General features: G+C 72.3%; 10 protein-coding genes. 7 read left to right on the top strand and 3 right to left on the bottom strand.

Going from position 1 to position 11955, the window contains the following annotated elements; genetic code table 11:
* The first annotated feature begins 180 nt into the window (after positions 1–180).
* The 3 genes from ACIQM3_RS22795 to ACIQM3_RS22805 are packed head-to-tail and all read left to right on the top strand — an operon-like array spanning position 181 to position 5014.
* Positions 181–1224, top strand: coding sequence for an AAA family ATPase (locus ACIQM3_RS22795; RefSeq protein WP_401627037.1), 1044 nt, complete (start codon positions 181–183; stop codon positions 1222–1224).
* Positions 1224–2597, top strand: a complete 1374-nt coding sequence (locus tag ACIQM3_RS22800) for a DUF58 domain-containing protein (protein WP_401627039.1) — start codon at positions 1224–1226, stop codon at positions 2595–2597. The genes ACIQM3_RS22795 and ACIQM3_RS22800 overlap by 1 nt, the downstream gene beginning before the upstream one ends.
* Entirely contained in the window at positions 2594–5014 is a 2421-nt protein-coding gene (locus tag ACIQM3_RS22805; RefSeq protein ID WP_401627040.1) for a DUF3488 and DUF4129 domain-containing transglutaminase family protein, read from the top strand. Before ACIQM3_RS22800 ends, ACIQM3_RS22805 begins: the two co-directional genes overlap by 4 nt.
* A gap of 205 nt (positions 5015–5219) precedes the next feature.
* Here the strand turns inward: ACIQM3_RS22805 and ACIQM3_RS22810 are convergent, their stop codons facing one another.
* The 3 genes from ACIQM3_RS22810 to ACIQM3_RS22820 form a co-directional block, all read right to left on the bottom strand.
* The gene (locus tag ACIQM3_RS22810) at positions 5220–5624 is read right to left on the bottom strand and encodes a DUF3040 domain-containing protein (RefSeq protein ID WP_033303312.1); all 405 of its coding nucleotides are present in this window, start codon (positions 5622–5624) and stop codon (positions 5220–5222) included.
* A gap of 302 nt (positions 5625–5926) precedes the next feature.
* On the bottom strand, positions 5927–6685 hold the full coding sequence (locus tag ACIQM3_RS22815) for a class I SAM-dependent methyltransferase (RefSeq protein ID WP_401627042.1): 759 nt from the start codon (positions 6683–6685) through the stop codon (positions 5927–5929).
* A gap of 102 nt (positions 6686–6787) precedes the next feature.
* A complete protein-coding gene (locus ACIQM3_RS22820) occupies positions 6788–7327 on the bottom strand; it encodes an SAV_6107 family HEPN domain-containing protein (protein ID WP_393755675.1) in 540 nt (179 codons plus the stop codon).
* Between the two features lie 167 nt (positions 7328–7494).
* Here ACIQM3_RS22820 and ACIQM3_RS22825 point away from each other — a divergent pair, with 167 nt between their 5' ends.
* The 4 genes from ACIQM3_RS22825 to ACIQM3_RS22840 all read left to right on the top strand — a co-directional run bounded on the left by ACIQM3_RS22825 (position 7495) and on the right by ACIQM3_RS22840 (position 11935).
* Positions 7495–8268: an ATP-binding cassette domain-containing protein gene (locus ACIQM3_RS22825; RefSeq protein WP_401627044.1), complete on the top strand. Its 774-nt coding sequence runs from the start codon at positions 7495–7497 to the stop codon at positions 8266–8268.
* Positions 8240–10327, top strand: a complete 2088-nt coding sequence (locus ACIQM3_RS22830; protein WP_401627046.1) for a YhgE/Pip family protein — start codon at positions 8240–8242, stop codon at positions 10325–10327. The genes ACIQM3_RS22825 and ACIQM3_RS22830 overlap by 29 nt, the downstream gene beginning before the upstream one ends.
* Positions 10328–10356: 29 nt before the next feature.
* Positions 10357–10968, top strand: a complete 612-nt coding sequence (locus tag ACIQM3_RS22835) for a TetR/AcrR family transcriptional regulator (protein ID WP_401627048.1) — start codon at positions 10357–10359, stop codon at positions 10966–10968.
* 349 nt (positions 10969–11317) lie between these two features.
* A complete protein-coding gene (locus tag ACIQM3_RS22840) occupies positions 11318–11935 on the top strand; it encodes a DUF4126 domain-containing protein (RefSeq protein WP_401627049.1) in 618 nt (205 codons plus the stop codon).
* Positions 11936–11955: the final 20 nt, after the last annotated feature.

Here is an 11955-nt window from a genome sequence, read left to right on the forward strand (position 1 = left end):
CATACGGACCACATCCGGCATTTCACCCCCACTTGTCCACAGGCGAGTGACACGAAGCGGTAACGGCAACAAGAATGCGGGTGTGACATCTCTCCGGGTCCTCCGGAGAGTGTCCGTATTTCGGGGTGGGCCGGGCAGCTTTGTGCGTCGGCCCGTGCACAAAGGGCCGAGGAGGGCCGGGTGACGACCTATGACGATCGAGCGAGCCTCACAGATCTGACCACCACAGCGGAAGCGGTACGCAGGTCGGTCGAGGGTGTGATCGAGGGCAAGCCTGAGGTCGTACGGCTCTCTCTGACCGTGCTGCTCGCCGAGGGGCATCTCCTGATCGAGGATGTGCCCGGGGTCGGCAAGACGATGCTGGCCAAGGCCCTGGCACGGTCCATCGACTGTTCGGTGCGGCGTATCCAGTTCACGCCGGACCTGCTGCCCTCGGACATCACCGGGGTCTCGATCTTCGATCAGCAGCGTCGGGACTTCGAGTTCAAGCCGGGCGCGATCTTCGCCCAGATCGTGATCGGCGACGAGATCAACCGCGCGTCGCCCAAGACCCAGTCGGCCCTGCTGGAGTCGATGGAGGAACGCCAGGTCACGATCGACGGGCACACCTACGAGCTGCCCGACCCCTTCATGGTCGTGGCCACCCAGAACCCGGTGGAGATGGAGGGGACCTACCCCCTGCCCGAGGCGCAGCGCGACCGCTTCATGGCCCGGGTGTCGATCGGTTACCCGAGCGCCGAGGCCGAGCTCCAGATGCTCGACGTGCACGGCGGGGCCTCCCCGCTGGACGACCTGCAGCCGGTGGCCCATGCCCACGACATCGTGAAGCTGATCGACGCGGTGCGCACGGTCCATGTGGCCGAATCCGTCCGGCGCTACGCCGTGCAGCTGGTGGCGGCCACCCGCCAGCACCCGGACCTCAGACTCGGGGCCTCGCCGCGCGCGACCCTGCATCTGCTGCGCGCCGCCAAGGCGTCGGCCGCGCTGAGCGGGCGGGACTACGCCCTGCCGGACGACGTCCAGGCCCTCGCGGTCGCGGTGCTCGCCCACCGGCTGCTGCCGACCGCCCAGGCGCAGCTCAACCGCCGTACGGCCGAGCAGGTCGTGCTCGACATCCTGCAGCGCACCCCGGTGCCGACCTCGGGCGGCACGGCAGCCCCCGCGCAGCCCCAGCACCATCCGGGCACCCCGGTGTACGGCCAGCCCGGCGCACGGCGGCTGTGATGACGTCCGGGGCGCCCGGCCCCGTGGACGACAGCGACGACAAGGGCGGCCTGCGGGCGGCTCTCGGCGGACTCACGACGCGGGGGCGGTCCTTCCTGGCCGCCGGCGTGGCGGCGGCGGTCTGCGCCTATGTGCTGGGTCAGGGCGACCTGCTCCGGGTGGGCCTGCTGCTGGCGGTGCTGCCGCTGGTCTGCGTCACCGTCCTCTACCGCACCCGCTACCGGGTGGCCGGCAGCCGCCGGCTGTCCCCGTCCCGGGTGCCGGCGGGATCGGAGACGCGGGTCCATCTGCGCATGGACAACGTGTCCCGCCTGCACACGGGCCTGCTCATGCTCCAGGACCGCGTTCCGTACGTCCTCGGCCCCCGGCCCCGCTTCGTGCTGGACCGGGTGGAGCCGGGCGGCGTGCGGGAGGTGTCCTACCGGGTCCGCTCCGACCTGCGCGGGCGCTACCCGCTGGGGCCGCTGCAGCTGCAGCTGAGCGATCCGTTCGGGATGTGCGAGCTGACGCGCTCCTTCAGCGCCTACGACACCCTCGTGGTCATCCCCCGCACGGAGCCTCTTCCGCCGCTCCGGCTGGCCGGGGCGACCTCCGGGTACGGCGACGGCAGGCAGCGTTCGCTGGCGCTGGCCGGCGAGGACGACATCATTCCGCGCGGCTACCGCCACGGCGACGACCTGCGCCGGGTGCACTGGCGCTCCACCGCACGCTACGGCGAGCTGATGGTGCGGCGCGAGGAACAGCCGCAGCGCGCGAGGTGCACGGTGCTGCTGGACACCCGGCGGATCGCCTATCAAGGGGCCGGCCCCGGATCGGCCTTCGAATGGGCGGTGTCCGGGGCGGCGTCCGCGCTGGTGCACATGCTGGAGCGGGGCTACGCGGTGCGGCTGCTCACGGATGAGGGGAGCTCCGTGCCGGGTGAGAGCGCGGACGGCTTCGCCGGATCGACCCAGGAGTCAGCGGACTCGGCGGGTCTGATGATGGACACCCTCGCGGTCGTCGACCACTCCGACGGGGGCGGTCTCTCCCGGGCGTACGACGTGCTGCGCGGGGGCAACGAAGGGCTGCTGGTGGCGTTCTTCGGCGATCTCGACGAGGAGCAGACGGCGGTGGCGGCCAGGATGCGTCAGCGCAGCCGGGGGGCCGTCGCATTCGTGCTGGACGGCGACGACTGGGCGCGCGGCACGGAAGCCGTGCCGCCGGCACCGGTCTCCGAGCGCTTGCGGCTGCTGCGCGAGGCGGGATGGACGGCGATGGTGGTGCCACCCGGTGCGGAGCTCGCCCAGCTGTGGCAGCAGGCGGGCCAGGAGGGCTCGGGCGACCGGTCGCCCGCGGCCGGAAAGACGACGGGGCTCCCCGGGAGTTGGTCATGAGCGGGCGTACCCGGCTGGCGCTGTGCGCCTTCGCCGCCACGATGCTGGCGGCGGGCTCTTTGCTGCCGCTGGTCGAGACGTCGAAGTGGGTCCTGCAGGCCGCGTTCATGCTGGCCCTCCAGAGCGGTGTGGGCGTGCTCGCCCGGCGGATGCGCGTGGCTCCGATCCTCACGGTCTCCCTCCAGGCGCTCGTGACCCTGCTGGCCCTGACCGTGGCGTTCGCCAGGGAAATCGCCCTGTTCGGCGTGGTGCCCGGGCCCCAGGCGGTCCAGCGGCTCGCCGAGCTGCTGACCCTGGGCGCCGACGACGTCAACAGGTACGCCATTCCCGCCCCGGCGACGGACGGCATCCGGCTGATGCTGATCGGCGGCGTGCTGCTGATCGGGCTCACCGTGGACATCCTCGCGGTGACCGTCCGCGCCGCGGCGCCGGCCGGTCTGCCGCTGCTCGCCCTCTACTCGGTCGCGGCCGGGCTCTCCGACGGCGGGGCGGGCTGGCTCTGGTTCCTGCTCGCGGCGTGCGGCTATCTGCTTCTCCTGCTGGCCGAGGGCCGGGACCGGCTGTCCCGGTGGGGACGGGTGTTCGGCGGTGTGTCCCGGACGTCGGGCGGTCTGGCGGCCGGCCTGGACGGATCCGGGCGTGCCGTGGCGTCGGTCCGTACGGGGCGGCGGATCGGCGTGGTGGCGCTGGGCATCGCGCTGGCCGTGCCCGCGGCCCTGCCCGCGCTCGACGGCGGGCTCCTGGGCGGCACGGGCGGCGGGTCGGGCAGCGGGAGCGGCGGCGGCACGATCTCCGCGGTGAACCCGCTGGTCTCGCTGCAGAACAATCTCAATCAGCCGGAGAACCGGGAGGTGATGTCGTACCGCACCAACTCGGAGGACCCGCAGGACTTCTATCTGCGCATCCTGGCTCTGGACCAGTTCAACGGCAGTGAGTGGCGTCCGTCGACCCGCCGGCTGAGGGACGTCCCGGCCAGGCTGCCGCAGCCGGCCGGTCTGGACGGGGGTGTCGCCGTCACCGAGATCCGGACGAACATCTCGGCGTCGCGCTCGTACCAGCAGACGTATCTGCCGCTCCCCTACCCGGCGAGCGAGGTGGACATCCAGGGCCGCTGGCGGTACGAGCCCGAGGGGCGCACCCTCGTCGGCGACGACGGCCAGACGACGCGCGGCGCCCGGTACGAGGTCAGCAGTCTGGTGGTGGAGCCGACGGCCACGCAGCTCGCCTCGGCGATGGAACCGCGTTCGGACCTGGCCCGTGAGTACACGCGGGTACCCGCGTCGTTGCCCGATGTGGTCGAGGAGACCGCCCAGCGGGTGACCGCGGGCGCCGCCAACGACTACGAGCGGGCGGTGAAGCTGCAGGACTGGTTCGCCTCGGAGGGCGGTTTCCGCTACGACACGACGGTGGCCTCGGGTACCGGAAACGCGGCGATCGAGCGCTTCCTGAAGGACAAGGAGGGCTTCTGCGTCCACTTCTCCTTCACGATGGCCGCCATGGCCAGGACCCTGGGCATCCCGGCCCGGGTCGCGGTGGGATTCACGCCCGGCACGGTCCAGGCCGACGGTTCGGTCTCGGTCGGGCTGCGGGACGCGCACGCCTGGCCCGAGCTGTATTTCGAGGGCGTGGGCTGGACCCGCTTCGAGCCGACACCGTCCCGCGGCACCACCCCGGCGTACACCCTGCCGGACGCTCCTTCGCAGGATCCCAGCGATCCGGCGCTGCCCACGGATGGTGCCTCCACGGCGCCCACGGCAGCCCCCTCCGCCACGGAGTCCTGCCCCGCGCAGATGCGTCAGCAGGGTGAGTGCGGTGCGTCCACGGCCCCCGGCGCGATGGACTCCGCCGGCCCCGGGACCCCGGCCGGCACGGTGGCGCTGTGGGTGATCGGCGCCCTGGTGGCGCTGACCCTCCCGCTGCTGCCGATGCTCTGGCGGATTCGGGCTCGTGGCCGGAGGCTCGGCTCGTCAGGAGGGCGTACGGCCGCTGACGCGGCGGCCAGGGTGATGGCCGCCTGGTGGGAGATCACCGATTCGGCCTGGGACCACGGCATTCCGCCGGACGAGTCGCAGACCCCTCGGAAGGCTGCGGCGCGCGTCGTACGGCTGGGGCACCTCGACGGGCAGGCGGCCGCCGCGGTCCACCGGGTGGCGGGGGCGGTGGAGCAGGTGCTGTACGCGCCCGAGCCGGGCGCCACCTCCGCGCCGGCCGAGGATGTGCGGGCCGTCCGGGCCGGGCTGTGGGCCTCGGCCGGCCGGTGGGCGAAGGTGCGGGCGACGCTCGCGCCCCGTTCCGCCGTCCGGGTGATCTGGGCGCTCTCGGAACGCCGGACGGAGTTCGGCCGCCGGTGGTCGGAGCGCGCGGGACGCGACCGCTGGGCGGCGCGGCTGCGCCGCCCGTCGCGGCAGCAGGGCTGATCCCCTGGAGCCGGGGCCGGCGGCCAGCCGGCCCCGGCTCCAGGGCCGGGGACCGTTGTGGGCCCCGGCACAGCGGGAAACGCGTGAGGGGCGGTCGCTGCGAAGCGACCGCCCCTCACGTGTGAGGTCCAGCGTCAAGTTCTCGGTGTGCGCGGACCGCGTCCGGTGCCGGTGGCTGCCCGCCGCCGGCCGGGAAGCGGAAAGCTCACTGGCCCTGTTCGTCGCGGCGGCGCTGCCACCTCTGTTCGATCCGGTTCATCATCGACCGGCGCTGCCTGGGATGTCGGCGTTCGCCTCCGCCCCCGCTCGCGCTTCCCGCCGGCTGCTGCTCACCGGGCTTCGGCGCCTTGCGCCATCCGGTGACCGCCAGCACGGCACAGCCCAGCATGACGAGGAACCCCGCCACGCTGACCCAGGTCTGCTGGAAAACCATTCCGGCCATGAGGAGCGCGATACCCACCAGAAAACCGGCTACCGCCTGGTAGACCCGTCGCCGGGTGTACCTGCGCAGCCCGCTTCCCTCAAGCGCTGTAGCGAACTTGGGATCTTCGGCGTACAGCGCTCGCTCCATCTGCTCGAGCATTCGCTGCTCGTGCTCCGAGAGCGGCACGGAGTCCTCCTCGTCGTCGGCCGCGGGGGCGACCGGTATGCGGCCCTTCCAGGATAGGCAGGGATTCGCCCCCGTGAAACCCGCCCTCTAGCCATAGCCAGTCCGGACCGCCATTTCGGCTCGGCTGCTGAGGCGTAGATTCCCCGACCTCCGATCCGTCATGCCGGATGGTGTCACCCGATCATACGGGGCTCGCGGCCCGATCGGGTGTTCCCGGCAGTACTCCGTCTGCAGCTGCGTTGCTGATCAGCCGTGCTCCCGCCGCTTTCGCGGCTGTACTCCGGCAGTGTCACCGTCGCTGCTCAGGCGCGCTTCTCCCCCAGAACGTGCAGCTGGGTCGCCACCGAGTGGAAGGCCGGCAGTTCCGCGACGGCCGCCTCCAGCCTGAGGAGCTCCTCCATCGCGCCCGGTTCGGTGTCCACGAGGACGCCCGGCACGAGGTCGCCGAAGACCCGTACGCCGTGGACCGCGCCGACCTCGACGCCTGCGGCGGCGACCAGTCCGGTCAGCTGGTCGGCGGTGAACCTGCGGGGCACGGGGTCGCCGTCGCCCCAGCGCCCGGCGGGGTCCGTCAGCGCCTGCCGGGCCTCGGCGAAGTGGCCCGCGAGCGCCCGGGCCAGGACGGCACCGCCGAGGCCGGCGCCGAGCAGGCTGAGGGCGCCGGACGGGCGGAGCGCGTCGACCGCGTTGCGGACGCCCTCGGCGGGGTCGTCCACGTACTCCAGGACGCCGTGGCAGAGGACCGCGTCGTAACCGGCACGGTCCACCACCTCGAAGAGGCCGAGGATGTCGCCCTGGACGCCTCGGACGCGGTCGGCGACACCGGCCTCGTCGGCACGGCGCTCCAGCGCGAAGAGGGCGTTCGGGCTGGGGTCGACGACGGTGACGCGGTGGCCGAGGCGGGCGACGGGCACGGCGAAATTGCCGGTGCCGCCGCCGGTGTCCAGCACGTCCAGGGCTTCCCTGCCGGTCGCCTTGACCCGGCGCTCAAGGGCGTCCTTGAGGACCTCCCAGACCACGGCGGTACGGAGGGAGGCGCGGGGGCGCAGCTGGTCCGACACGGCAGTTGACTCCTCGGCACGGTGCCGCCACGGACGGCGGAGCGTGAACAGTGCAGGTGGTACGGGTGCTCTCCACCCTATTGCCTCGCACCGCCGGCGCGGTCATCCCGCGTCGGGCCGCTGATCGGAGCCGTCCCGCCGGGGCTGCGGCAGGACGGGCTGGAGGACCAGCATCCGCTCGACCAGGCGCAGGAACATGGCCGCGTCGCGCAGTAGGTCGTCGGCGTCGCGGCTGGTGGCCGCGCCGGGTATGCCCGCCTCCGCCCGGGCCCTGCGCGGGGCTCCGGAGGCGAACAGGGCGCTCCACTCGGTGAGTTCCGGCGCGATGTCCGGAAGGACCTCCCAGGCGCTGCGGATCCGCTCCCTGCGGCGCCTGCCGGTCTCGGGCCGCCCGCGAGCGGCGAGCACGGCGGCCGCGGTGCGCAGCGCGGCGAGGTGGGCGGTGGCGTACCGCTCGTTGGGCACGTCGAGTACGGCGGCCTCGTCCAGGCCGGCGTGGGCCTGGGCGAGCAGATCGAGAGCGGCGGGTGGCGCCGTGGTGCGGCGCAGAACGGGGTGGACGTCGGTTGCCGGACCGGTCAGTGAGGGGGCAGGGCTGCCTGCGCGGCGCCGCGGGGCGGCGGCTGCGGACGAGCTGGCCATGACGAACCTCCTGTCGTCGTGTGACGGCTCCGTGGCCGTATGTACCCATCGTGACGGCCCCCACTGACAACCCCTCAGATCGCACCTCTGACCAGGCACTTTGCTTCGCGCACGAGTTCGGGCTAGTTTTTTGCACTGACCAGTCAGTGCAAAATGGGGGTGAGGTCGTGGACAGCCCGCACGGGGCGTCTCTGAACGCCGAGGACTTCGGGCTGAAGGGTCCGCGCGGCTGGGCCTTCCGGGGAGTGGAGTTCACCGCCGGTCCCGGATCGCTCGTCGCGGTGGAAGGGCCCTCCGGCTCCGGCCGTACCTGTCTCCTGCTGGCCCTCACCGGCCGGATGCGTTCCACGCGGGGGCACGCCGAGGTCGGGGGTGAACGTCTGCCCGGACGGCTCGCCGCCGTGCGGCGCTTCAGTGCCCTCGGCCCGGTCCCCGGGGTCAACGACCTGGACCCTTCCCTCACCGTGGCCGAGCACCTGCGGGAACGGGCCCTGCTGCGGCGCCGCTTCGGCGGTTCGCCGCGCGCCCTGCTGCGGCCCCGCGCCGATCGCGCCGCCACGGCGCGGGCGTCGATCGACTCCGCACTCGAGGCCGCGGGGCTCGACCTCGCGGTGCTGCCCAAGGCCGAACGGACCTCCGTGCGCGACCTGGAGCGCCTGGAGGCCCTGCGCCTGTCCGTCGCCCTCGCCCTGATGAGCCGCCCGCGGCTCCTCGCCGTCGACGACACGGACCTCAAACTCTCCGCCACGGACCGCGCCCTGGCCTGGGAGCTGCTGCGCACTCTCGCGGCCGGCGGAACCACCGTGCTGGCCGTGTGCAGCGAGTCCCCGGAGGACGCGCTCACCGTGCGCACCCGCCCGGAGGCCGGAGCGGACATGCCCGACGACACGACGACCGGGAAGGACACGGCCGATGCGATCGCCGAGACTGGCCGCGCTTGAGCTGCGGCGGTTCGGGAGGGGCCGGATGCCGCGCGCCGCACTCGTGGCGCTGCTCCTGCTGCCCCTGCTGTACGGAGCGCTCTACCTCTGGTCGTTCTGGGACCCGTACGGGCGGCTCGACCGCATCCCCGTGGCGCTCGTCAACGAGGACAAGGGGACGGACACCGGCGGCGAACATCTCGCGGCCGGTGACGAGATCACCGGCAGGCTGCTCGACTCGAAGGTCTTCGACTGGCACCGGGTCGGCTCCGCCCAGGCGGAGAGGGGCGTCGAGGACGGGACGTACTACCTCTCACTGACGATGCCGTCGGACTTCAGCGAGCGGATCGCCTCGAGCTCCGGGGACTCCCCCGGCACCGGCGCCCTGCGGGTGCGCACGAACGACGCCAACAACTACATCGTCGGGCAGATCTCCAGGACGGTCTTCGCCGAGGTCCGCAGCGCCGCGTCGGCCAAGGCCTCGCGCGGCTTCCTGGACCGGATCTTCATCAACTTCTCGGGTCTGCACGACGCGACCGCGAAGGCGGCCAAGGGGGCCGACGACCTCGAGAGCGGCCTCACGAAGGCGAAGAAGGGCTCCAAGGACCTCGCCGACGGCCTCAAGGACGCCAAGTCGGGCAGCGGCACGCTCTCCACAGGTGTCACCAAGCTGGACAAGGGCGCCGACGACCTCGAGACGGGGTCCCGGCAGGTCGCCGGAGGCACGCAGCTGCTCGCCGACAAGGCCAACGCGGTCGCCGAGGACGTACGCCCCTTCCTGAAGGACAACGGCAAGGCCATCGGCGACGCCGCCCGGCTGGTCGCCGACTCCTCAAAGGCAGTGCGCGACAACCTCGACCTGCTGGCCGAAGCGGCGCCCACCGCCTCGGCCGCCGCCCACACGGCCTCCGACGACCTGACCGAGGTCTACCGCGACCGCTGCGAGGACCAGCCGCTGCCCGACCCCGGGGTCTGCCCGCAGCTGAAGCGCGCCAAGACCGCGGCCGAGGACGTCGCGAAGGTCTCCGACGACGTGAACGCCCTGGTCAAGAACCAGAAGGGCGACCTGGCGAAGCTGCGGAAACAACTGACCACCCTGGAGAAGCAGGCGGAGGCCCTGGCGAAGCGCTCGCCGAACCTGGACTCGGACCTGGAGTCCGCCGTGAAGAAGATCAACGCGCTCAACACGGGAGCGCACAAGGTCGCCAAGGGCGCCGACACGCTCCACACGGGTCTCGGGACCGCCCGGAAGGGCGCCGGGGACCTGGACGCCGGCGTCAAGAAGCTCAAGACGGGCGCCACGACCCTGGACAGCGGGCTGTACCGGCTGGGTGACGGATCCTCGACGCTCGCCCAGGGGCTGAACGACGGCGTGGGCAAGATCCCCGACTACGACAAGAAGGACCGCGACGCCCGTACCGGGGTCATGGCCGACCCCGTGCAGCTGGCCTCCTCCTCGCTGCACGCGGCGCCCAACTACGGCACCGGCTTCGCCCCGTACTTCATCCCGCTCTCGCTGTGGGTGGGCGCGATGGTGGCGTACATGCTGATCCAGCCGCTCAACCGGCGGGCGCTCGCGGCCGGGGCGCCGGCCTGGCGGATCGCCTTCGCGGGCTGGCTGCCCGTCGCCGCGACAGGCCTGCTCCAGGTCGCCGCCCTGATGTCGGTGCTGCACTGGCAGCTCGGTCTCCAGATGGCGCACGCGGCCGGGACGATCGGCTTCCTGGCCCTGGTGACCTGCTGCTTCGCAGCGATCGTGCAGTGGCTCAACGCCCGCTTCGGCGCGGCGGGCCGGATCCTCGTCCTGGCGGTGCTGATGCTGCAGCTGACCTCGGCCGGGGGCACTTATCCCGTCCAGACCAGTCCTGGGTTCTTCGGGGCGATCCACCCCTACCTGCCGATGACCTACGTCGTGGACGGGCTGCGCCGGCTGATCACGGGCGGCGGGCTCGGCCCCGTCTGGCAGGGCTGCGCCGTGCTGCTGGCCTTCACCGCGGGTGCTCTGGCGCTGACCGCCCTGTCCGCCCGCCGCAAGCAGGTGTGGACCCTGGACCGGCTGCACCCGGAACTGAGTCTGTGACCACGCCGGGACCTGTGAGAATCAAGGGCATGGACAGCAGTGGCACCACGCGCCGACAGGTCACCCGGCAGAAGCTCTACGAGGCGGCGGTGACCCTCATCGCGGAAAAGGGGTTCTCCGCGACGACGGTCGACGAGATCGCCGAGCGCGCCGGGGTGGCCAAGGGCACGGTCTACTACAACTTCAAGAGCAAGACCGAGCTCTTCGAGGAGCTGCTGCGGCACGGCGTCGGCCTGCTCACCCAGTCGCTGCGTTCGGCCGCCGACTCGGCGGAGGCGGAGGGCGGCACCCGTGTGGAGGCGCTGGACGCGATGATCAGGGCCGGTCTGGTCTTCATCGACCGCTACCCGGCCTTCACCCAGCTGTACGTCGCCGAGCTCTGGCGCACCAACCGTGCCTGGCAGTCGACCCTCCTGGTGGTGCGCCAGGAGGCCGTGGCCGTCGTCGAGCAGGTGCTCCGCGACGGCGTCGCGGGCGGCGAGCTCAGCGAGGAGATCGACATCCAGCTGACGGCCGCCGCACTGGTCGGGATGGTCCTGGTGGCGGCTCTCGACTGGCAGGCGTTCCAGCCCGAGCGGACGATCGACGACGTGCACTCCGCGTTGTCCCTGCTGCTGCACGGCCGGGTCAGCGGCCGCTGAGGCGGCCCGCGCACAGAAAAAACGCCGGTCCGGTGGAATTCGATCCCCCCGAATTCCACCGGACCGGCGTCCCGTTCCGCCGCGAAGCCCTCCCCCGTGACCCCCGTGCTGTCCCCCGTGGTCCCGGAGCTCCGCGTCGTGCGCCCCCGTTACGTCCGGGGTGCCACGCCGTTCCGCCGCCCCGTGCCGGCGGTCCTGGCGCCGCGCCCCTTCCGTGGTCTCCACTCTTCCGTCCGCGCAGGTGGGAGCCCATCCGCATCCCTACTCATCTACCGCACTAGGTAGAGATACTCAGGCCTGTGCGGCAAGGCCCACCCTGGCCTCCCCCCGACTGGTTACGATCGCGTCCGTGTCCGTACTCCCCCTGGTGTTCACGAGCGGCTGGGCGAGCGGGATCAACGCCTACGCGGTGGTCCTCCTCTTCGGCATCTTCGGCGCGACCGGTCTCACGGACGAGGTGCCCGAGTCCCTGCAGCGCACCGATGTGCTCGTGACCGCCGGTGTGCTGTTCCTGTGCGAGGCGGTGGCCGACAAGATCCCGTACGTGGACTCGGCCTGGGACACGGCGCACACGGTGATCCGGCCCGTGGCGGGTGCGGTCGTCGCGGCGCTGCTGGCCGGCGAGAGCGGGTCGCTGCCGGAGCTCGCGGCGGGAGCCGTGGGTGGCTCCACCGCGCTGATGAGCCACCTGGTGAAGGCCGGCACCAGGATGGCGGTCAACACCTCGCCCGAACCGTTCAGCAATGTCGGCGTCAGCCTCGCGGAGGATCTCGGCGTCGCCGGGGTCATCACCTTCGCGGTCTTCAACCCGGTGGCGGCGGCCGTCGTCGCCGGCGTCCTGCTCCTGCTCGGCCTGCTGACGCTCGTCTTCCTCGCCTCCCGGATCCGCCGGTTCCTTCGCCGCAGGGCCCAGCGCGGCGAGGAGAGACGTCTGGCCGGAGCGGGCAGGCACTGGCCTCACGAATGAGCTGTCGGTGGCACCCCTTA

The organism is Streptomyces sp. NPDC091271, from assembly GCF_044757505.1.
Taxonomy (GTDB): domain Bacteria; phylum Actinomycetota; class Actinomycetes; order Streptomycetales; family Streptomycetaceae; genus Streptomyces.